The sequence below is a fragment of the Pseudomonas sp. BF-RE-25 genome (assembly GCF_019956105.1).
Classification (GTDB): Bacteria; Pseudomonadota; Gammaproteobacteria; order Pseudomonadales; family Pseudomonadaceae; genus Aquipseudomonas; species Aquipseudomonas migulae.
In genome coordinates this window covers 167324-190294 of record NZ_JAHBDB010000044.1, presented here as the reverse complement: position 1 = coordinate 190294, position 22971 = coordinate 167324, and the positions used below count along the sequence as shown (strand labels likewise).

The 22971-nt window shown below is 62.4% G+C and carries 10 protein-coding genes; 3 read left to right on the top strand and 7 right to left on the bottom strand.

The annotated features are described in order from the left end of the window. Positions 1-633 precede the first annotated feature (633 nt). From KGB24_RS20325 to KGB24_RS20305, 5 genes are all read right to left on the bottom strand, one after another. The gene (locus tag KGB24_RS20325; protein WP_008033724.1) at positions 634-861 is read right to left on the bottom strand and encodes an MbtH family protein; all 228 of its coding nucleotides are present in this window, start codon (positions 859-861) and stop codon (positions 634-636) included. A gap of 82 nt (positions 862-943) precedes the next feature. Continuing rightward, the gene (locus KGB24_RS20320; RefSeq protein WP_223415863.1) at positions 944-2356 is read right to left on the bottom strand and encodes an aspartate aminotransferase family protein; all 1413 of its coding nucleotides are present in this window, start codon (positions 2354-2356) and stop codon (positions 944-946) included. Between the two features lie 77 nt (positions 2357-2433). After that, positions 2434-2919 carry a GNAT family N-acetyltransferase gene (locus tag KGB24_RS20315; RefSeq protein WP_223415862.1) on the bottom strand — a complete coding sequence of 162 codons (486 nt, stop codon included), beginning with the start codon at positions 2917-2919 and terminating at the stop codon, positions 2434-2436. Positions 2920-3135: 216 nt separating this feature from the next. Next, positions 3136-4461 carry an ATP-binding protein gene (locus tag KGB24_RS20310; RefSeq protein WP_223415861.1) on the bottom strand — a complete coding sequence of 442 codons (1326 nt, stop codon included), beginning with the start codon at positions 4459-4461 and terminating at the stop codon, positions 3136-3138. Next, positions 4458-5141 (bottom strand): response regulator, encoded by a 684-nt coding sequence (locus KGB24_RS20305; RefSeq protein WP_008033711.1) that lies wholly within the window; start codon positions 5139-5141, stop codon positions 4458-4460. The genes KGB24_RS20310 and KGB24_RS20305 overlap by 4 nt, the downstream gene beginning before the upstream one ends. Before the next feature lie 155 nt (positions 5142-5296). Here KGB24_RS20305 and dsbD point away from each other — a divergent pair, with 155 nt between their 5' ends. From dsbD to dsbG, 3 genes are read left to right on the top strand one after another with little or no spacing between them, the layout of a single operon-like run. Next, complete coding sequence (gene dsbD, locus KGB24_RS20300; RefSeq protein ID WP_223415860.1) at positions 5297-7033, top strand: protein-disulfide reductase DsbD; 1737 nt, start codon at positions 5297-5299, stop codon at positions 7031-7033. Then, positions 7033-7899: a TlpA disulfide reductase family protein gene (locus KGB24_RS20295; RefSeq protein ID WP_223415859.1), complete on the top strand. Its 867-nt coding sequence runs from the start codon at positions 7033-7035 to the stop codon at positions 7897-7899. Before dsbD ends, KGB24_RS20295 begins: the two co-directional genes overlap by 1 nt. Then, entirely contained in the window at positions 7875-8645 is a 771-nt protein-coding gene (dsbG, locus tag KGB24_RS20290) for a thiol:disulfide interchange protein DsbG (RefSeq protein WP_008033705.1), read from the top strand. Before KGB24_RS20295 ends, dsbG begins: the two co-directional genes overlap by 25 nt. Before the next feature lie 121 nt (positions 8646-8766). Here the strand turns inward: dsbG and KGB24_RS20285 are convergent, their stop codons facing one another. Then, positions 8767-9579, bottom strand: coding sequence for an alpha/beta fold hydrolase (locus tag KGB24_RS20285; RefSeq protein WP_223415858.1), 813 nt, complete (start codon positions 9577-9579; stop codon positions 8767-8769). Between the two features lie 182 nt (positions 9580-9761). Further along, the gene (locus KGB24_RS20280; protein ID WP_223415857.1) at positions 9762-22760 is read right to left on the bottom strand and encodes a non-ribosomal peptide synthetase; all 12999 of its coding nucleotides are present in this window, start codon (positions 22758-22760) and stop codon (positions 9762-9764) included. Positions 22761-22971: the final 211 nt, after the last annotated feature.

Below are 22971 nucleotides of genomic sequence, written 5' to 3'. Positions count from 1 at the left end.
TCGCTGGCAAGCCAGCTCCTACAATTTTGAGTCGTGTGAACCCAATCCCCGTGTAGGAGCCGGCTTGCTGCGGGCGGCGTTCCGACGATAGCGGTGGGTCAGACACTAGTTTGTTGACTGAACGGACGCCATCGCCAGCAAGCCGGCTCCTACAGGGGAATGCGTCGGGTCATAGAGACAGGTCGGCTCGCAGGCCGCCTCGCTTTGGCTTTTGATTTTGCTTTGGCTTTTGATCTGCCCCGTCGGGAGGCCGAGTGGAGGTTCTGCGCAGTGGGCACCGCGGCAAGGATGCCGCGGTAGCCGCCCCCGGCCAGGGATGGCCGATGGCGGCGGGCCCACGGAGCAGGACCGGAGCGAGGGAACCCTGAGCCTAGGCGAAGGGCCGCACGTCAGGGGCAAAGCCTTTTGGTTCCTTTTTGGCGTTTGAAAAAGGGACTCGCCGTAAGGGCGAAACCATTAGCGGCCGTTACCGCAGGAATGGATATGTACTCGACCCAAAAATACAGGTCGGCTACTAGGCCGCCATCGCCAGCAAGCTGGCTCCTACAAATTCGTGCCCGACGTCACAACATGCAGGCGCAAAAAAGCCCGCTGACCTTATCGGTCCAGCGGGCTTCTTTTTGTGCGAAGACTTCAGTGAGCCACAGCCGCCTGCTCTTCCATCTTCTTGCGCAAACTCAGCGGACGCATATCGGTCCAGGTTTCTTCGATGTAAGCCAGGCATTCCTTTTTCAGACCACTCTTGCCCACGGTGCGCCAGCCCTCCGGCACGGCCTTGTAGTCGGGCCAGATCGAGTACTGCTCTTCGTGGTTGACCACGACCTGAAAGAGGATGTCCTCGCGGTCGAATACTGACGTCATGGTGTCTCTCCATCGCTGTAAGGGTGGGCTGCACTGCGTGCGCAGCCGTTATGTAGAAAGAACGTTGCGGGGCCCGGAAAATTTAGAGGCTGGCAGTGGCAGCAGCCATCGCCCGGCCAAAAATCTCCGCCACCCGATCGATTTCCGCAGCGGTAATCACCAGCGGCGGCAGGAAGCGCACCACACCGCCATGCCGACCGCCCAGTTCAAGAATCAACCCACGCTTGAGGCATTCACGCTGCACCAGCGGCGCCAGTCGAGCGAAGATCGGTGGATGCCCCTGCACATCCGGCACGCCGGCCGGGTCAACCAGTTCGACGCCAAGCATCAAGCCGCGACCGCGAATATCGCCCAGTTGCGGGAAATCCCGCTGAAGAATGCGCAGGTGTTCGCTCAAGCGCTCGCCCATGGCGGCAGCGTGTTCGCAAACCTTGTGCTCGGTCAGGTAACGCATCACTGCGGAGCCCGCCGCCATGGCCATTTGGTTGCCACGGAAGGTCCCGGCGTGAGCGCCCGGCAACCAGGTGTCGAGCCAGTCGCGATAGACCACCACCGCCAGCGGCAAGCTGCCGCCGATGGCCTTGGACATCACCACCACGTCCGGAATGATCCCGGCGTGCTCGAAGGCAAACATCTTGCCGGTGCGGGCGAAACCGCTCTGGATTTCGTCAACGATCAACGCCACACCCGCCTTTTCGGTGATGCGACGCAGACCGCGCAACCAATCGAGATCAGCCGGGATCACCCCGCCCTCGCCCTGAACGGCCTCGACGATCACTGCCGCCGGCAATTGCACACCCGCCTCGGGATCGTTCAGCAGGTTTTCCAGGTAGTTCAGGTTGACCTGCACGCCCTGCGCGCCGCCGAGGCCGAACGGGCAACGGTAATCGTAGGGATACGGCATGAACTGCACACCACTGCTGAGCAATGCGCCCAACGGTTTTTTCGGCCCCAGGCTGCCCATCAGGCTCAGCGCGCCCTGGCTCATGCCGTGATAACCGCCCTGGAACGACAGCACGGTGCTGCGACCAGTGGCGGTGCGCACCAGTTTCAGCGCGGCTTCCACGGCGTCGGTGCCGGTCGGGCCGCAGAACTGGATTTTTGCTTCCGTAGCCAGGGCTGGCGGCAGCAGACCGAACAGGTCCTGGACGAATTGATCCTTGACCGGGGTGGTCAGGTCGAGGGTGTGCAGCGGCAGTTCATCGGTCAGCACTTGCTGGATCGCTTCGATCACCACCGGATGGTTATGCCCCAGGGCCAGCGTTCCGGCGCCGGCAAGGCAGTCGATGAAGCTGCGGCCTTCGACGTCTTCGACATAAATGCCCTTCGCGCGCTTGAGTGCCAGGGGAATGCGTCGCGGGTAGCTGCGGGCATTCGACTCCTGCTGGCTCTGGCGCGCCAGCAATGGCGATTCGTTGAACTGATAAAGCGTTTCGGCCGGCGCCGGAGCGATCCGGGCCGACTGATCTTCCATAAGGCTGGTAGCGACTGACATCTCTCGACCCCTCAATAAGGTTTTCCTGTTCTGGAAACGCATCAGGGCGCCGAGGATTTAGACCCTTGCACGGCTTTCTATGAAGGCGGGGTCAGGCCCTTGTGCATGGGGATGGCACGAAGCCCGGCTACGGTGAAGGTTTCGGCACAGGGCTGATAACCCAGATGCCGGTAAAAGGCTTCGCTGGTCCGGGTGCTGTTGAGTCGTACCCGAGCCAGCCCGTTATCGATCAGCCAGCCTTCAAGGTCGCGCACCAACGCTTGCCCGACGCCACGACGAAACCATTCCGGCTGCACGTAACAGAACGCAAGCTTGCCGCTGATCGCCGCCATCGCGACGCCGACCGGTTTGTCCTGCAACAGGGCGATGTTCAGGTACAGCCGTTGGTCGGTCAGCCACGGTTGAATGTGTTCGACGGTTTTGTTGTGGGTCCAGGTGGCGACGGTTTGCGGGTCATTGCGATGATCGAGCGCGCAGCCGACGCGAATGGAACGCTCGACGATCCGGCTGATGATACCGGCGTCGGCGGGGGTTGCCTTGCAGATGTGTAGGGGAGTTTCCATGGCGCTGTAACCTCAATCCATTGAGAAAAAGCTGCCGGGCACGATAGCGCTGGTGGCCGTCAGAACGCCAATGGCGAGACGTTACATTTGATGTGCAACACACCCCCTGTAGGAGCAGAGCTTGCTCGCGAAGACGTCCGTACATTCAACGTTGATGTTAACTGTACGGACGTCTTCGCGAGCAAGCTCTGCTCCTACAAGGATGTATGTCGTTTGTTAGACCGTTTGCAACGGCATCGTCAGCTCAACCCGCAAGCCATCCGGTCGGCTGTCGAAATGCAGCGTGCAGCCACAACGCTGAACAATCGCCTGGACAATCGCCAACCCCAGACCGCAGCCGGTGCTCTGTCCGTTGCGCCAGAAGCGTTGGGTCAGGTGTTGCATATCGTCCTCGGCAATGCCTGGCCCATGGTCGCGCACGACGAACTGCACGCGGTTGCCGGTGGTTACCAGGCTCAGTTCTACCGCACCGTCGTTCGGGGTATGGCGCAGGGCGTTGTCCAGCAGGTTGCGCAGCGCCGCGATCGACAGCACCGCCGGCATTTGTACCGGCGCATGGGAGAGCTTCGGCGGCAGCTTGAATTTGATCCGCTGACGATCACCGCTGGCGGCATCCTGAATCGCCAGTTTCGCCACTTGCTCGGCGCTGCATTGCACTCCGTCGTCGAACGACAGACTGCCCTCGACCCTTGCCAGCAACAACAATTGCTCAAGCGTGCGGTGCAGACGGTCGGCGCCCTCTTCGGCCCGCGCCAGGGACTGATCCCGTGCCGCGCCATCGGTCATGCGCGCGACTTGCAGGTGGGTCTTGATGGCCGTCAGCGGGCTGCGCAATTCGTGGGCCGCGTCGCCGGTTAATCGGCGTTCGCGCTCGATAGTCTTGCCGATGCGCTGGAACAGCTGGTTCTGAGTGTCCAGCAACGGTTGCAATTCACTGGGCAGCGGCTGAATCTGCAAGGGTTCCAGCGAGTCGGCGCTGCGTCGCATCAAGGCATCGCGCATGCGGTTCAGCGGCGCCAGGCCCTGGCCGATCCCCAGCCACAGCAGGCACAGGCAACCGAGCAACGCCACGCCCACCGGCACCGAAGCGGCCAGCAGGATCGACATGTTGAGCGCTTCACGTTCGATCTGCCGATCCGCCGTGGTGATGCGCAGATCGCCACGGGCCAGGGTGAAACTGCGCCACGGCGCGCCGTCGATCATCTGATCGTGGAAGCCCATTTTCTCGGCTTCCAGTGTTTGTTGTGGATCGGTGTGGCTGCGGGCGAGGATTTCGCCGCGCAACGAGCTGACCTGACACGCCATCCCACCAGGAATATTCAGTTGTTCCGCACTGAAATGGGTGCCCTCGCCCTTGGTCGGCAACGGCGGCAGTTGCTCCATCAGGCCGGCGACCATGCGCGCCGATGCCACCAGCCGCTGGTCGAGGGAAAACATCATCTGGTTGCGCAGGTCGCTGAGCATCCAGGCCGCTGCCAGGGCCCAGATCAGCGCAAATGCGGCGCCGAGCGTCAGGCTCAGGCGCAAACGCAGACTCATCACTTTTTCACTTCCTCCCCATCATCGGCCGGCCCCAGGCGGTAGCCCAGGCCGCGCACGGTCTCGACAATGCCATTACCCAGTTTGCGCCGCAGGTGATGGATATGCACGTTGAGGGCGTTGCTTTCCAGTTCGTCGTTGAACCCATAGACGCTGTCTTTCAACTGCTCGGTGGACAGCACCCGGCCACGGTTGTGCAGCAAGGCTTGCAACAGTGACTGTTCGCGACGGGAAAGGTCCACTGGCTGACCGCCAAGCATGGTTTCGCGGCTGCTCGGGTCGTACGTCAAGCGGCCGTGTTCGATCAGGTTGACGCTGCGCCCCGCCACCCGTCGCAACAACGTGTGCAGGCGTGCGGCGAGTTCGCGCAGGTCGAATGGCTTGAGCAGGTAATCGTCGGCCCCCGCTTGCAGGCCATCGACGCGGTCGGTCACCGAATCCCGGGCGGTGAGGATCAGCACCGGAATCTCCAGGCCATGATGGCGCAACTGCTGCAATAGCTTGAGCCCGTCTTCATCCGGCAGACCGAGGTCGAGCACCATCACGTCGAACTCGGCGACCTTGAGCATGGCCCGGGCCTTCGAGGCAGTGTTGACGTGCTCCACCGTCAGGCCCTGGGCAGTGAGGCCGGCGACAATGCCGCTGGCGATCAGCTCATCGTCTTCGCAAACCAGTACGTGCATGGTGAGACCTGTTGAAAAAAAGGTGATTAGGCCGGTGGCCGATTAAGCGGACATTATGCCGCAAGTGCCTTTGTCACAAGGCCGTCACGGTTAATCATCGGTTAATCGCCGCCCCACATTGTGCACCTCACTTGCACAGGGACAAGGCTTACCCAATGCGTCGATTGTTTTTGTTTTTTGCTCTCTTGATCTCGGGTCTGGCCCAGGCTGGAACCAATCCGTTCGAAACCAAACCTGAATTCCTGCCAGTGGAAAAAGCGTTCGTCTTCACGTCCGAGCGCCTTGAGTCGGGTGAAACGCAACTCTATTGGCAGATCACCGACGGTTATTACCTTTATCAGAAACGCCTGAAGTTCGATGGGTTGCCCGCTGAGCTGCACCCTGTGTTACCTGAAGGCGAGTCTCACAGTGATGAATTCTTCGGTGAACAGCCGGTTTATCGCCAGGGCCTGGAGCTGAAAATCCCGGCGGGCGCGACCGGCCAGATCAAGGTCGGCTTCCAGGGCTGTGCCGATGCCGGATTGTGTTATCCGCCGCAAACCCAGGTCGTGGACCTGGGCGGCAGTGTTGTCGCTTCGGCGGCCGATGAAGCGCCGGATCAAGCCTTGGCCAGCAGCCTGCAACAACGGGCGTTGGGCTGGAGCTTGTTGGTGTTCTTCGGTTTGGGCCTGCTGCTGGCCTTCACCCCTTGCTCGTTGCCGATGTTGCCGATTCTGGCCGGTATGATCGTCGGCAGTGGCGCGACGCCCAAACGCGGATTTGCCTTGGCCACCAGCTATGTCGTGAGCATGGCGCTGGTGTATGCGGCGATGGGCGTTCTGGCGGCGCTGCTCGGTGCGAATTTGCAGGCACTGCTGCAAAACCCTTGGTTGCTGGGCAGTTTCGCCGCCGTGTTTGTGCTGCTGGCGTTGCCGATGTTCGGCTTCTTCGAGCTGCAACTGCCGGTCGCCGTGCGCGATCGACTGGAAAACGTCTCGCGCAATCAGCGCGGTGGCAGCCTGATCGGCGCTGGTGTGCTGGGCGCGCTGTCCGGCCTGCTGGTCGGTCCGTGCATGACCGCCCCGCTGGCCGGCGCCCTGCTCTACATCGCGCAAAGCGGCAATGCACTGCACGGCGGGTTGATTCTGTTTGCCATGGGCATCGGCATCGGTGTGCCGCTGTTGTTGCTGGTGACCGTCGGCAACCGCTTCCTGCCCAAACCCGGGGCCTGGATGAACCTGCTCAAAGGCGTGTTCGGCTTCCTGTTCCTCGCCACCGCGTTGTTGATGTTGCGCCCGGTACTGGACGAATCGCTGTGGATCGGTCTGTGCGGTGCGTTGTTGCTGATTGCCGCCTACAGCGCCTGGAAGCAGTCGCAAGGTTTCGGGCGAGTCGCGCATCTGTTCGGGGCCAGCTCATTGCTGCTCGGCTTGTGGGGCAGTCTGTTGATGATCGGTGCGGCGGGCGGCGGTGATGACCTGTTGAAACCGCTGCAGGTCTATAGCGCTGCCAATGCGGGCAATGCCGCCCGCCCGGTCGGTCACGACGCTTTCACCACAATCAAGGACCCGGCCGCTCTGCAACGGGAGCTCGATGCCGCACAAGCTCAGGGCCAATGGGTGCTGCTGGACTACTACGCCGACTGGTGTGTGTCGTGCAAGGTCATGGAAAAACAGGTGTTCGGCCAACCCCGCGTGCTCGACGCCTTGAGCGATGTGCGCTTGCTACGTCTGGACGTCACCGCCGACAATGCCGCCAGCCGCGAACTGCTTGGCCGCTATAAAGTGCCGGGGCCACCGAGTTTTCTGTGGATCGGCGCCGATGGCATCGAACGTCGCAGCCAGCGCATCACCGGCGAGGTCGATGCCGACACCTTCCTGCAACGCTGGACCACCACCCGAGACGCCCGTTAATGCTGACTTTTACCCTCGGCACGTTTGCCATCGCGCTTAACCACCTGCTGCTGATCAGTGCCCTGGCGCTGGCGACGTTTGTCGGCTGGCGGGCGGCCAAGCGTGGCGGTGAAAATCCCGAGTCGGTGCTGTTCAGCCTGTTCCTGCTGGGCATGCTGGCGGCCCGAGTCAGTTTCGTCGCGCTGTACTGGAAGCACTATCGCGACGATCCGTGGCAAGTCATCGACCTGCGCGACGGTGGTTTTCTCGCCTGGCCGGGTGTGATCGCGCTGCTGCTGGCCACGGTGTATCGAGGCTGGCGTCAACCGGGTTTACGTCGCCCACTGGGCTTTGGCGTGGCCAGTGGCCTGGCGTTCTGGCTGCTCGCGACATTCTCCCTGAGCATTTACGAACAAGGCACGCGCCTGCCAGACATCACCCTGCGCAATGCCGCCGGTGAAACGGTGCAACTGGCGGATTACAAAGGCGGGCCGCTGGTGATCAATCTCTGGGCCACCTGGTGCCCGCCGTGCCGCCGGGAAATGCCGGTGCTGGAAAACGCTCAGCAACACCGCCCGGACCTGACCTTCCTGTTCGTCAATCAGGCGGAAAGCATGCAAAGCGTCAGCACCTTTCTGGAAACCCAGGGCCTGAGCCTGTCCAACGTACTGTTCGACGGCAGCGGTCGATTGGGTCAGGCCGTCGGTTCGATGGCATTGCCGACTACGCTGTTCTATAGCCCTGACGGTCGCTTGCTGGGCAGTCACCTGGGCGAACTGTCGGACGCCAGCCTGGCCCGCGCCCTGGAAAACTTTGACACCCCGAATCCGGCCACACCGTCCACTTCTTCAAGGAAACTGCCATGCCCCGCCTCCGCCACCTGCTGACGCTGACCCTGGGCGCCGCCCTGCTGCACCTGCCGTCGGTACAGGCTGCCGAAGAATTGCCCGAAGCGATCAAGAAGATCGAAGCCAAGGGCGCGAAAATCGTCGGCCAGTTCGATGCGCCCGATGGCTTGCGCGGTTATGCCGCGCAGTACCAAAACCGTGGCATGGCGCTGTACCTGACACCGGATGGCAAACATGTGTTGCTGGGCAATTTGTACGACGCCGACGGCAAAGACCTGAGCAGCGCGCCGTTGCAGAAACTGGTGTACGCGCCGATGGCCAAGGAAATCTGGGGCAAGATGGAAGCGAGCAACTGGATCGGTGACGGCAACAAGGATGCGCCGCGCGTGGTGTACCTGTTCAGCGACCCGAACTGCCCTTACTGCAACGTGTTCTGGGAACAGGCGCGGCCGTGGGTGAAGGCCGGCAAGGTGCAGTTGCGGCACATCATGGTCGGCATCATTCGTGAAGACAGTCCGGGCAAATCCGCGGCATTGCTGGCCGCCAAGGATCCGCAAAAAGCCCTGCAAGACCACGAAGGGGCTGGCAAGGCCAGTACGCTCAAGGCGCTGAAAGAAGTACCGCCGGCGATTCAGGCGAAACTGGCGGCGAACATGCAGTTGATGGAAGACCTGGAGTTGCAGGCCACGCCAGCGATTTTCTACATGGACGACAAGGGCGAGCTGCAACAGCAACAAGGCGCGCCGTCGCCGGACAAGCTGGTGAAGATTCTCGGGCCGAAGTGAATTCACCGGCCTCTTCGCGGGCAAGCCTCGCTCCTACAGAAGTTGTGTCGTTCACAATAATCGCGACCGACACAACTTCTGTAGAAGCGAGGCTTGCCCGCGAAGGCGTCAGCAAGATCGACTAATTTCTCCGGGCTAGAAACTCCAGCAACACTTCGGTCACAAACCGCGGATTCTCCAGATTGGAGATATGCCCCGCCTCCGGCACCAGCACATACGGGCAACCGATCAACTCGGCCATTTCAATGGTTTCCGACGGTGGTCGCGGTTTGTCCTGATCACCACACATCACCAGCGTGGCCTCAGCATCCAGCTCGCCCAGGCGCGGCAACACATCATCGCGCCCAAATGTGATCCGCCCCAGCGGCACGATACTTTCGCGCAGACGCTCTGGCGGTAGCGCAGCCAGTTTTGCGCGGAAATCCTGATACAGCGCCGACTGCGGGTCTATGCCCGGACGGAAGAAAATCGGCACGACGATGTCGAGCAGTTGCGGTGCAATCACGCCGCTGTCTTCGATCTGTTTGAACAGCGAGAAATAGTATTGGCGGGTGGGTTCAGGTTCGACGCCGACGTAGGTGTCCATCAGCACTAGGCCGTTGATCCGCTGTGGAACCGACAGCGCCAGACGCACGCCCCACATGCCACCGACGGAAAGACCGACCAGCGTGACACGGTCGATGTGCAGATGATCGAGCAAGGCCAGCGCCTGACGTGCGATGTCATCCAGCGATTGCGTGCCTTCGGGTAGCGAGCCTGACTTACCGTGGCCCCACAGGTCCAGGGCGATGACCCGGTATTGCTGCGACAGGGCGGCGATCTGCGGCGCCCACATGGCTTGGTCCCAGAGGTAGCTGCCGGCGAGTAGTACGGCAGGGCCGGTGCCTTGATCGATGTAGTGAAGGGGTTGTCCGTCAATCGTAACGAAGGGCATTGACTGTTTCCTTTGTGAAAACCGGAGCAGGGAGACTGTGCTGCTGTGGTTCCACAGTCAACCTTGTGGTGCTTTAAGAGGCCCCATCGCCAGCAGGCTGGCTCCCACATTTTGTTCTGCGAACACAGTTCAAATGTGGGAGCCAGCCTGCTGGCGAATAGGCCCTTACAGACGCTAGAGAATTACAGGCCCTCCAACTCCGCCATCAAGTCATTCAACCGATCGACCTTGTCCTCGGTGATGTCACTCGCCGCCAACCCGTCGATGTACTCAGCCAACTCCTCCACCGTGCTGCACTCGAACATCGCCCGCAGCGGCACGTCCCGTTGCAGGGCTTTCTGCACCCGCGACGCAATCTGCGTCGCCAGCAGCGAATGCCCGCCCAACTCGAAGAAGTTGTCGCGCACACCGACCTTTTCGACCTTCAACACCTCGGCCCAGATACCCGCCAACGTCTGCTCCAGTTCATTGCGCGGCGCCTGATAATCCTGGCTCTGCAACTGACCGATCTCCAGCGCCGGCAGTGCCTTGCGGTCCAGTTTGCCGTTGGCATTGAGCGGCATCCGCTCCAGCCACAACCAGTGCAGCGGCACCATGTATTCCGGCAGCTCGGCGCGCAGGCGCTGCTTGATGCGCTCCAGGCGCTCAGTCGGATTAAGTGAAGAATCAGTCGCGACCAAATAGCCGACCAGATGCTTGCCGTTCACGCCCTCCTGCACACCAACCGCCGCTTCGCGCACTTCCGGCTGCTCATGCAGACGCGCTTCGATTTCACCCAGTTCGATGCGGTAGCCGCGAATTTTCACTTGATGGTCGATGCGCCCAACGTACTCCAGCACGCCGTCACTGCGGCGACGGGCAAGGTCGCCGGTGCGATACAGACGATCGCCTGGCGCGCCAAACGGGTTCGGCACAAACACCTGCGCGGTACGCAACGGATCGCTGACATAACCGCGCCCGACACCGGTGCCGGCCACGCACAGTTCGCCCACCGCACCCAACGGCACCAGGTCCAGCGCGCCATCGAGCAGGTACAAACGGTTGTTGTCGGTCGGCGTGCCAATCGGCAAGTAACTGCCGCGAGTCGACGCCATGTCGACACGGAAGAACGCCACATCGTCCGAACATTCCGCCGGCCCGTAAGCATTCACCAGCCCGATGTCCGGGTAGCGCAGCAACCATTGGTGCGCGAGTTCCGGCGGCATCGCTTCACCGGTCGGCAGCATCCAGCGCAGGCCGTCGAGGCTCATGCGTTCCTGGGCGAGCATGCCCTGAATCAGCGACGGCACGCTTTCCAGCACGGTGATGCCCTGGGCTGACACATGCGCCAGCAAGCCTTGCGGATCGTGGGCGATGGTGTTCGGCACGATGTCCACCCGCGCGCCGAACAACGGTGCGGCAAGGAACTGCCAGACCGAAATGTCGAAGCTTTGCGAAGCGGTCTGGGCGATCACATCGGCCTCGCTGAGGTTCAGGTACGGCAGCTTGCTCAATTGGTTGTTGAGCATGCCGCGCTGTTCGACCATCACACCTTTGGGCAGGCCGGTCGAACCCGAGGTGTAGATCACGTAGGCAAGGTTGTCCGGGCCGCTGTAGATGCCCGGATTCGCCACCGAAAATTCGCTCGCCTGCACCTCCTCCCACACCAGCAACCGTGGCCGATTGGCGCAACCGAATTCCTCCAGCAACGCCACCGCCTGTTCGCGACAGGCCTGGGTGCAGACCAGAAACGGCGTGCGGCTCAGGTCGATGATCCGGCTCAGGCGCTGACTTGGCAGCCCCGGATCCAGCGGCAGATAACCCGCGCCGGCCTTGAAGCTGCCGATGATCATCCCGAGCAGATCGAGGTTACGTTCGGCCAGCAACGCCACCGGCTGATCCAGCCCGACACCGGCCGCGATCAACGCATGGCCGAGACGGTTGCTGCGCTGGTTCAGTTCGGCGTAGCTGTGTTGCTGATCGAGGCAACTGGCGGCGATCCGTTGCGGATGCTGCGCAACCTGCGCTTCAAACAACGCAACGTAGCTCTGCTCCAACGGGTAATCGTGTTCGCTCTGGTTGCAGCCGTGGATCAGGAAATCCTGTTCCTCGGCACCCAGCAGCGGCAAGTCCGCCATGTCGCCATGGAAACCTTCGACCAGTGCCAGCAACAGGCGCTTGAACTCGCCGAGCATGCGTTCAACGGTCGACTCATCTAAATAGCGCTGGTCGTAAGACAGGTGCAAGCCCAGGTCATCGCCCGGATAGCACACCGCCGTCAGCGGGAAGTTGGTGTGGGTGCGGCCCGAATCCGAGGTCGCGTTGAGGCTCTGCGCACGGTCCAGTACCGAGACTTCCACCGGCGCGTTTTCAAACACGAACAAGCTGTCGAACAGCGGTTGGCCCTTCGGCAATTCGCTGTTTTCCTGAATGCTCACCAGCGGCAGGTATTCGTACTCGCGCAGTTGCATGTTGCTGTCGAGCAAGCCGCTCAGCCACTGGCGAACGCTGCAACGCTGATCGTCTTCCGGCATCTTCACCCGCAGCGCGATGCTGTTGATGAACAGCCCGACGGTGCGTTGCATCTCCGGCATTTCCACCGGGCGCCCGGCCACCGTGACGCCGAACAGCACGTCACGATCACCGCTCAAACGTCGCAGCACCAAGGCCCACGCCGCTTGCGCGAAGGTGTTGATGGTCAACTGATGGGCCTGCGCCAGTTCACGCAGTTGCGCACCGTCGCGAGCATCGAGTCGGGTGTAGCGGTCGCCGACGATCATCCCGCCGCTGTCGCCGGCATGTTCACGCAGGAACGGCCGGTCGCTCGGAATCGGCGTGGTCCGTTCGAAGCCTTGCAGGTTGGTTTTCCACCACTGCCGCGCTTCGGCCAGGCTCTGGCGTTGCAGCCAGCCGATGTAGTCGCGATAGCGCGGCGGCACAGGCAGCTGAGCGTCTCGACCTTCACCCAACGCGGTGTAGATCTCAAAGAAATCGTTCATCAGCAACGAGCGGCACCAGGCATCGATGAGGATGTGGTGGTTGCTCATCATGAACCAGTAGCGCGCTTCGCCAACCTTGATCAAACGCAGGTGGAACGGTGCCTGATTCAGCAGATCGAACCCGGCTTCACGCTCGCTTTTCAGCAACGCCTGCAACTTGGGTTCTTGCTCGTCCTCGGCGATTGCCGTCCAGTCGAGGGACTCGATCGGCGTGCTGCCCGGCTTGTGGATAACCTGCAGCATGTCTTCGCCAACGTTCCAGCAGAACGATGCACGCAAGGCTTCGTGACGGGCGATCACCGCTTGCCAGGCCTCGGCAAAACGTTGCGGATCGAGCGCGCTGTTGATGCGGTAACGGTCCTGCATGTAATAGAGGCCGGTGCCCGGCTCGAGCAAGGTGTGCAGCAGCATGCCTTCCTGCATCGGGGTCAGCGGGTAGACGTCTTCGATGGCGGCGGCCGGAATCGGCAGTGCATCGAGTTGCGGCTGGGTCAGCTTCGCCAGCGGGAAGTCCGACGGCGTCAGGCCGCCCGCCTCGTCATGCAGGCAATGCACGATCAGGCTCTGCAATTCGCCGAGGTAGGCGTCCGCCAGTTCGCTGATGGTTTGCGGATCGTGGCGCTCGGCGCTGAAGGTCCAGCGCAGCACCAATTCGCCGCCGTAGACCTGACTATCAACGCTCAACTCGTTAGGCAGCGGCGCTTTCGGATCGTGGGCGGCACCGACCGGCTCATCCAGTGGACGGAACAACGCGTCCGCACCAAAGCTCTGGTCGAACTGGCCGAGGTAGTTGAAGGTGATCGGCGCCACCGGCAACGCGGCCATGGCTTCGCGGCACAGGTCGTCGGCGAGGTAACGCAACACGCCATAGCCCAGGCCCTTGTGCGGGACGCCGCGCAGTTGTTCCTTGATTGCCTTGATCGAGGCGCCCTGGCCGGCGGCTTCTTCAATGTTGAAGGGTGTCAGGCGCAGCGGGTAGGCGCTGGTGAACCAGCCGACGGTGCGGGTCAGGTCGATCTCGTCGAACAGCGCCTCGCGACCGTGGCCTTCAAGTTGGATCAGCGCTGATTCATTACCGCTCCAGCGGCACAGCACGCGGGCCAGTGCCGTCAGCAACAGGTCGTTGACCTGGGTGCGATAGGCGCTCGGTGCCTGTTGCAGCAACTGGCGAGAGAACTCGCTGTCGAGGCGTACGCTGACGGTTTGCGCATGACGATTCTGCCGGCCGCCCTCAGGGCGATCGCACGGCAATTCGACGCCCGGCCCGGCCAGCTGCGACTGCCACCAGCTCAGTTCTTCACGCAGGGATTCACTGCCGGCATACGCCTGCAAGCGGGCCGCCCAATCCTTGAAGGCGCTGGTTTTCGCCGGCAGTTTCACCGACTGCCCAGCCGCCAGTTGGCGATACACCGTTTGCAGATCGTCCAGTAATACACGCCAGGAAACGCCGTCCACCACCAAGTGATGGATCGCGAAGAACAGCCGTTGCTGGCCCTCGGGGCCATCGATCAGCAGCACCCGCATCAACGGCCCCTGTTCGAGGTCGAGGCTGCGCTGGGCATCGGCAAACAAAGCCGCGCATTTATCCATCGCCGACACATGCACTTGCCACAACACGGGAGCACCTCCCACCTTCTGGTGCGCCGCCGTCCATGCGCCGCCGGCCTCGGTGAAGCGCAGGCGCAAGGCGTCGTGCTGCTCGATCACCGCCAGCAGCGCTTGCTCCAGGCGATGAGGTTCCAGCGCAACGGTCGGTTCCAGCAACAACGCCTGGTTCCAGTGCTGACGCTCGGGCATGTCGGTGTCGAAGAACCAGTGCTGGATCGGGGTCAGACGCGATTCGCCGGTGAGCAAACCCTGCTCGGCCGTAACCTGCTCGGTGCGGCTGGCCACGGCGGCGAGTGTTTGAACAGTCTGGTGCTGGAACAGGTCACGCGGGCTGAAGTGAATGCCCTGCTGCCGCGCGCGGCTGACCACCTGGATCGACAGGATCGAGTCGCCACCCAGTTCGAAGAAGTTGTCGTTGAGGCCGACCTGCGCGACGTTCAGCACCTCACACCAGATCTGCGCCAACGTCAGTTCCAGCTCGTTGCTTGGCGCCACATAGTCCTGACGATTCAGCTCCGGGTCCGGCGCCGGCAATGCACGACGGTCGAGTTTGCCGTTGGCAGTCAGCGGCATGCTCGCCAGCAGGATCAGGTGCGTCGGCACCATGTATTCCGGCAGTTGCGATTTCAGGTGAGCCTTTAGGGCTTCACGCAATTGGGCTTGTTGGGTTTCGTCCTGCTCAGCCACGTCGGTGACCAGATAGCCGACCAGTTGTTTGCCGCTCGGGGCGTCCAGCGCCAGCACCACGGCTTCACGGATCGAATCATGGTCCAGCAGACGGGTTTCGATCTCGCCCAGTTCGATGCGGAAACCGCGAATTTTCACTTGATGGTCGATGCGGCCGAGGTATTCCACCAGACCGTCGGCGCGCTGCCGCACCAGGTCGCCGGTGCGATAAATCCGCCCGCCATCCGCTGCAAACGGGTTGGCCACGAAGCGTTCCGCCGTGATGCCCGGACGGTCGTGATAACCCTGGGCCAGACCGGCACCGCCGACGTACAACTCACCGGTTGCGCCTTGCGGCACCAGTGCCAGATCGGCGTCGAGGATGTACGCCACGCGAGCACCGATCACGCTGCCGATCGGCACACTGCCCAACCCTTCTTCAAGCTGCTGCGGTGCAAGACTGGCCAACGGCATGACCACCGTTTCCGTCGGGCCGTAGGCGTTGAAGAACAGGCTCGGTTTGAACGCTGCGCGAATGCGCTGCAAGTGCTCGCCGGTCAGGGCTTCGCCGCCGGTGATGCACATGCGCACCGGCAAGGTTTCGCCCTGAGTCGCCAGCCACTGCGCCAGTTGGCTGCCGTAACTTGGGATGAAGCCGAGGATGTTGATGTGGTGGCGACGGATCAATCCGCAGATTTCTTCTGCGTCCCACTGCCCTTGAGCGCGCAAGACCACTTGCGCACCGCTCAACAACGGCACCAGCAGACGCTCGGTCGCGGCGTCGAAATTGATCGAATAGAAGTGCAGTTCGCAGTCGTCCGCACGCATGCCAAAGCGTTCGATTACCGCTTGGCAGTGCATGGCAATTTCACCGTGGGACACCACCACGCCTTTCGGCTTGCCGGTGGAACCGGAGGTGTAAATCAGGTACGCCTGATGCTGCGGCAGGCTGATGAACGGTAGCTCGGTGGCCGGGTAGTTGGCCAATTCGGCAGCGTCATCTTCGAGGCACCAGCGACTGACGGTTGTCGGCAGATCACCCAGTGCCTGGAACATCGCCGCATCGCTGAGCAGCAAACCGATGCCGCTGTCTTCGATCATGTAATGCAGGCGATCGAGCGGGTATTCCGGATCAAGCGGCACATAAGCGCCACCCGCCTTGAGGATCGCCAGCAGGCCGATGACCATTTCCAGCGACCGCTCAAGTGCCAGACCGACGCGAACCTGCGGCCCGACACCCCGCTCGCGCAACATCCAGGCCAGGCGATTGGCGCGGCTGTCGAGTTCGGCGTAGCTCAGGGTTTGCCCGGCGAACGTCAGCGCCGGCGCATCCTTGCGCACCAGCGCCTGTTCGCTGAACAGGTGATGAATGCACTGATCCAGTCGATGTTCACCCGGTTCGATGCCCAGGCTGTCGAGCAGCTTTTGCTGTTCCATGGTTTCGAGCAACGGCAGTTCACTGAGGCGCTGTTGCGGATCGGCCAGCAACGCTTCCAGCAGATTGCGCCAGTGCCCGGCCATGCGCGCAATGCGCGGTTCATCGAACAGATCGGTGCTGTAAGTCAGGCAGCAACCCAACCGATGATCGAGGTCGGTCACTTCCAGGTTGAGGTCGAATTTGGTCGCTCGCGCATCGTTCGCCAGGTATTCGACCGTCATGCCGGCCAGCGTGCGGCTCTGCTGGAATTCCCAGCGCTGCACGTTGCACATCACCTGGAACAGCGGGTTGTACGCAGCGCTGCGCGGTGGCTGCAACGCTTCAACCAAATGATCGAACGGCAGGTCCTGATGGGACTGGCCTTCGATCACGGTGTGGCGCACCTGCTCGAACAATTCGCCAACGGACATCTGCCCGTCGAGCTGGCAACGCAGCACTTGGGTGTTGAGGAACGCACCGATCAGCCCTTCGCTTTCCGGGCGAATGCGGTTGGCCACCGGCGCGCCGATGCGCAGGTCGGTCTGGCCGCTGTAGCGGTAAAGCAGCACGGCCAGCGCGGCGGTCATGGTCATGAACAGGGTCAGGCCGTTTTGCGCGTTGAAGGCGCGGACCCGTGCCGCGAGATCATCGCTCAGGTCGAAACGGAACAGCTCGCCCTGATGGCTTTGCACCGCAGGACGCGGACGGTCGGCGGGCAATTCCAGCAGCGGATGTTCGCGGCCCAGTTGCGCGGTCCAGTAATCGAGCTGGCGCTGACGCTCGCCGGACTCCAGCCACTGACGCTGCCAGACGCTGTAATCGACGTATTGCACCGGCAGCGGCGCCAGTGGCGATTCGCGGTCATCGACGAACGCTTCGTAAAGCGCACTGAGTTCCCGGGCGAAAATGTCCATCGCCCAGCCTTCGGTGACGATGTGGTGCAGGGTCAGCACCAGGTAATGTTCCTGCTCGGCGGTCTTGACCAGGCAGGCGCGCAGCAGCGGCCCGGTTTCCAGATCGAAGGGTTGATGCGCTTCGCTGTCGGCCAATGCCTGCACCCGCTGTTCGCGCAAGTCGGCGTCCAGCGCGGAAAGATCTTTCCAGTCCATGCGCATCCCGGTTTCCGGGTGCACGCGCTGTTGCGCCACGCCGTCGATGCTCGGGAACGTGGTGCGCAAGGTTTCGTGACGCATGATCAGCGCTTGCAACGCCGTCTCGAAGCGCCCGATGTCCAGCACCCCGCGCAACCGCGCCATGCCGCCGACGTTGTAGGCCGGGCTGTCCGGCTCCATCTGCCAAAGGAACCACATGCGCTGCTGGGAATAGGACAGCGGCACCGGTTGGCTGCGGTCGACCTTTTCAATCGGCGGTTGTTTGTTGGTGTTGCCGCTGGCCTGAATCTGTTGAACCTGCCGGGAGAATGCCCCCAGCTCACTGTTTTCGAACAACGCGCGCAGCGGCAATTCGACGTCGCAGGCCTGACGGGTGCGGGAGATGATTTGCGTGGCCAGCAGCGAATGGCCGCCGAGGGCGAAGAAGTCGTCGCGCAGACCGATCTGCTTCAAGCCCAGCACTTCGCGCCAGATCGCGGCGATCTGCTGTTCAAGTTCAGTGACCGGCTCGACGTGTTCGCGCACCTGCCATTGCGGTTCAGGCAAGGCACGGCGATCGAGTTTGCCGCTTGGGCTGAGGGGCATTTCGTCAAGGCGCATCAGCTGCGCCGGGACCATGTATTCCGGCAGCTCGGCCGCCAGCGCGGCTTTCAGGCGAGCGGTTTGAGTGTCTTCGGATTCACTGGTTTCGCTGGCCGTGTAGTAACCGATCAACTGCCCGCCAGCGGCGGTTTCGCGCACCAGCACCACGGCTTGCGCGACACCGTCCTGCGCCAGCAGACGCGCTTCGATTTCTTCCGGTTCGACGCGAAAGCCCCGCAGTTTGACCTGCTGATCGAGACGGCCGAGGTATTCGATCACGCCATCGGCGGTCCAGCGAGCGCGGTCGCCGGTGCGATACATACGTGCGCCCTGCTCGCCCAACGGGTCGACGACAAAACGTTCAGCCGTCAGAGCCGGACGCCCCAGATACCCCCGGGCCAGGCCGATGCCGCTGATGCACAACTCACCAGGCACACCGGCCGGCACAGAGTTGAGCTCGCTGTCGAGCACGCGGCAGATCACGTTGCCCAACGGACGGCCAATCGGCGAGCGCTCGCCATCGCCCGTGCTGCAATGCCAATGAGTGACGTTGATCGCGGTTTCGGTCGGGCCATAACGGTTGTGCAGTTGCACGGCCGGCAGTTGCTCCAGCACGCGGTTGCGCAGTTCCGCCGGCAAGGCTTCGCCGCCCGAGAACACACGACGCAGGCTGGTGCATTCGGCAGTGAGCGGCTCGTCAATGAACAGCGAAAGCAGCGGCGGCACAAAGTGCAGCGTGGTCACCCCGTATTGCTGAACCAGTTGGGCAATGCGGTGCGGATCACGGTGCTCGCCGGGCGCGGCAATCAGCAAACGCGCCCCGGTGATCAGCGGCCAGAAGCACTCCCACACCGACACGTCAAAACTGATCGGCGCCTTTTGCATCAGCACGTCGGTGTCGTTCAGGCGATAGGTGTTCTGCATCCATTGCAGACGTTCGGCGAGCGCCGCGTGGGTGTTGCCGACGCCCTTCGGCTGGCCGGTGGAGCCGGAGGTGTAAATCACGTAAGCGAGGTTGTCGCCGTGCAGATGCAGGCCCGGCGCCTGGCTTGGCCAGTTCTCCAGGTGCAGTGCATCCATGGCGATCACGCTGACGCCATCGGTGGCCGGCAGCCGGTCGAGCAATTCGGTTTGGGTCAGCAGCAATTCGACACCGCTGTTGCCGAGCATGTACGCCAGGCGCTCGGTCGGGTAATCCGGGTCAAGCGGCACGTAGGCACCACCGGCCTTGATGATCGCCAACAGGCCGATCAACAGTTGCGGCGAACGCTCGGCGGCGATGGCCACGCAAACATCCGGGCCGACGCCTTTGTCGCGCAGGTAATGCGCAAGGCGGTTGGCCTGGGCGTGCAGTTCGGCGAAGTCCAGGCTGCCGCCGTCCCACAGCAGCGCGGTGCGCTCCGGGGTCAGGCGTGCCTGTTCGTTCAGCAGTTCCGGCAGCCATTGGCTGGCCGGTGTGCACGGTGCGACGCTCCACGAGGCTTGCTGATCGTGCTCGCTTGCGGTCAACAGTTGCAGGTCGCCGACGGTGATGGTCGACTGCTCGCAAATGGCCCGCAGCAGGTTGCTGAAATGCTCGGCCAGTCGCTCGATGGTGGTGGCATCAAACAGCTCGCTGGCGTAGTCGAACGACAGGCTCAGGCGACCGTTACGGTCTTCCTCGCTGTGCAATTGCAAATCGAACTTGGCTTCGCGGCTGTGCCACGGCAGTTCTTCGGCAAGCAACCCTGGCAAGCGACGCAGTGCGCTCAGGTCCCGTTGCTGATGGTTGAACATGACCTGGAACAAGCCTTGTTCGCGGGCCTTCGGGAACACTTCCAGCAGTTGTTCGAACGGCAGGTCCTGATGCGCCTGGGCGCCCAAGGCCGTCTGGCGGGTTTGCGCCAACAGCTCAACAAATGGCAACCGCGGATCCACCTCGGCACGCAGCACCTGGGTGTTGATGAAGAAGCCGATCAGGCCCTGGGTTTCCAGGCGCGGACGGTTGGCGTTTGGTACACCGATGCGAATGTCGGTTTGGCCGCTGTAGCGGTGCAACAGGCTCTGGAACGCCGCGAGCAACAGCATGAATGAGGTGGCGTCGTGGGCCTGGGCAGTCTGGCGAATCGCCTCGCTGAGGGGCGCAGCCAAACGCACGGTGTGGCGCGCGGCGCTGTGACGGTGTTGCGCCGAACGCGGGTGATCGGTGGCCAGGTTCAGGGTCGGATGCTCCTCGCCCAACTGTGTTTTCCAGTAGGTCAGTTGCCGCTCGCCCTCACCTTGCGCCAGCCATTGACGCTGCCAGCTGCCGTAGTCGGCGTACTGGGTCGGCAATGGCGCGAGCGTTGCCGTTTGCCCTTGGGAGGCAGCGGCATACAGGCGCGAAAACTCGTCGATCAGCACGTTCAGCGACCAACCATCGGCGATGATGTGGTGCAGCGTCACCAGCAACTGGTGATCCTCGTCATCGAGGCGCACCAGCGTCACCCACAGCAGCGGCCCCTTTTCCAGGTCGAACTGGGTGTGCGCTTCGTCCTCGCGGATTTGTTGCGCGCGGGCTTCACGCTCGGCGACGGGCAAATCGCTGATGTCGATCCGTTGCAGGTTGAATTCGCCAGCGGCAATGACCTGTTGCAGCGCCACGCCGTCACGTTCGAAGAAGCGCGTGCGCAGGGATTCGTGGCGTTCGATCAGGTGCTGGAAGCTCGCGCGCAGGGCGTCTTCATCCAGCTCGCCACGCAAACGCAAGGCGCCGGGAATGTTGTAGGCGCTGCTTTGCGGGTCCAGTTGCCAGGTAATCCACAAACGGTTTTGCGCGAGGGATTGCGGCATCGCTTCGCTGCGCGACAGCCTGCTGATCGCGCCTTGGGCCAGGCCGCCGTCCTGTTGCTGCTGCGCGACCACCGCGGTAAATGCACCGAGGGTCGGCGCTTCGAACAGCAGGCGCAGGTTCAGCTCCAGACCCAACTCTTCGCGCAGGCGCGCAACCACTTGAGTGGCGGCGATGGAGTTGCCGCCGAGCAGGAAGAAGTGGTCATCGGCACCAATCTGTTTCACCTGCAATTGCTCGGCCCAGATCTGGCCGATCAGGCTTTGCAGCTCGGAACCCGACTCGGTTTTGGTCTGGTTTTCAGGGGGCGCCAATGGGAACAGTGCGTAGCTGTCGAGGCTGCCATCCGCCAGCCGATTACGGCACGCCGAACGTTGCAGCTTGCCGCTGGAGGTTTTCGGCAATGCGCCCGGATTGAGCAACACCACCACGCTCGGTGCTTCCTGATACGCCTCGGCCACCGCCTGGCGGATGGCTTTGATCAGTGCCTCGGGCGGCAGGATTTTCTGCACGCTGCGGCTGATTTCCGCGGCGATGCCGATGCCTTCCTGACCGTCGATGTTCACGGCGAACGCGGCGACGCGACCTTTGCGCACCACTTCCACTTCACGCTCGATGGTCTGCTCGATGTCCTGCGGGTACAGGTTGTGACCGCGAACGATCAGCATGTCTTTCAGGCGACCGGTGATGAACAGTTCGCCGTTGCGCATGAAACCCAGGTCGCCGGTGCGCAGCCAGGTTTTGCCGGCGTGTTGAACGAAGGTCTTGGCGCTGGCCTCGGGGTTGCGCCAGTAGCCATGGGCGATGCTCGGCCCGGTCGCCCAGACTTCGCCGACCGCGTTGTCGGCCAGTTCGGTCAGCGCCAATGGATCGATAATCAGCACCGCGTGATCCGGCTGGCTGATGCCGCAACTCATGATCGCGCTGCCTTCACCCGCTTCGGCACGGTTTTGCGCCAACGCCTGATCATCCACGCGCAGGTTGCCGATGCCTTGGCCACGGGGTGTGCCGGCGACGAACAACGTGGCCTCGGCCAAGCCGTAAGACGCCATGAAACTGTCCGGGGTGAAACCACAGCTCGCGAACTTCTCGGCGAAACGGTCGAGGGTGTCGAGGCGAATCGGTTCGGAACCGGAATACGCCACGCGCCAGCCGCTGAGGTCGAGGCGTTCCAGCGCCGATTCGCTGACACGCTCGCTGCACAGACGGTAGGCAAAATCCGGCCCACCGCTGATGGTGCCGCCGTACTCGCTGATCGCTTCGAGCCAGCGCAGCGGCCGACCGAGGAAGTACGTCGGCGACATCAACACGCACGGCACGCCGCTGAAAATCGGCTGCAACAGACCGCCGATCAAACCCATGTCGTGGTACAGCGGCAGCCAGCTGACGATCACGTCGTCAGGGTTCAGGTCGATGCCGAAACCGTGGCGAATCAGCAACTCATTGGCGACCAGGTTGCCATGGCTGACTTGCACGCCTTTTGGCAGCGCGGTGGAGCCCGAGGTGTATTGCAGGAAGGCAATGTGGTCGCCTTCGAGATTCGGTTCGACCCACTTTGCGGCCAGTGCACTGTCGAGGGTGTCGACGCACAGCAGCGGCGGCGCGCCTTCGATTTGCAGCAACGCATCGCGCAGACCGGCACTGGTCAGCAGCAGGCGCGGTTCGGCGTCGCTGATGATCGACAGCAGGCGTTCCTGATGATGACGCTTGGCCGACTCCGGCGGATAAGCCGGCACCGCGATCACGCCCGCATACAGGCAACCAAAAAACGCCGCGACGTAATCCGGACCGCTGGGAAACAGCAGCACCGCGCGATCACCAAAATCAGTTTCGGCCTGCAACGCGCCGGCAATGGTGCGCGCCCGCTGATCCAGTTCGCGATAACTGAGCACCACCGTCTGATCCGGGGTTTCGGCGAGAAAACGCAAGGCCACCCGATCCGGCGTCAGGGCCGCGCGGCGCTGAAGGGCTTGGACCAGTGTGCCAGGTATTTTGAACGCGTCGGTCATGAGGTTTCCTGCCTGAATTCGGCTTGCAATTGGAATCGGTTTTCTGCTTTCACGCCCCATCAGGGGCATGCAGGACGCGGTCTTCGCCGACCGCGCGAGGCATTGGGAATGCTGTTTTGGCCGGGGCTTGCGCCCGGAGCCATTCACCAATGAGAACGGATGACGTCTTGAAATAATTAGTCGGCAGGCTTGATCGCCAACGGGGGCTGGG

Coding starts and splice junctions, on each gene's coding strand:
- KGB24_RS20295 (WP_223415859.1), top strand. CDS start 7,033: ATGCTGACTTTTACCCTCGGCACGTTTGCCATCGCGCTTAACCACCTG.
- dsbD (WP_223415860.1), top strand. CDS start 5,297: ATGCGTCGATTGTTTTTGTTTTTTGCTCTCTTGATCTCGGGTCTGGCC.
- KGB24_RS20325 (WP_008033724.1), bottom strand. CDS start 861: ATGACGTCAGTATTCGACCGCGAGGACATCCTCTTTCAGGTCGTGGTC.
- KGB24_RS20320 (WP_223415863.1), bottom strand. CDS start 2,356: ATGTCAGTCGCTACCAGCCTTATGGAAGATCAGTCGGCCCGGATCGCT.
- dsbG (WP_008033705.1), top strand. CDS start 7,875: ATGCCCCGCCTCCGCCACCTGCTGACGCTGACCCTGGGCGCCGCCCTG.
- KGB24_RS20280 (WP_223415857.1), bottom strand. CDS start 22,760: ATGACCGACGCGTTCAAAATACCTGGCACACTGGTCCAAGCCCTTCAG.
- KGB24_RS20305 (WP_008033711.1), bottom strand. CDS start 5,141: ATGCACGTACTGGTTTGCGAAGACGATGAGCTGATCGCCAGCGGCATT.
- KGB24_RS20315 (WP_223415862.1), bottom strand. CDS start 2,919: ATGGAAACTCCCCTACACATCTGCAAGGCAACCCCCGCCGACGCCGGT.
- KGB24_RS20285 (WP_223415858.1), bottom strand. CDS start 9,579: ATGCCCTTCGTTACGATTGACGGACAACCCCTTCACTACATCGATCAA.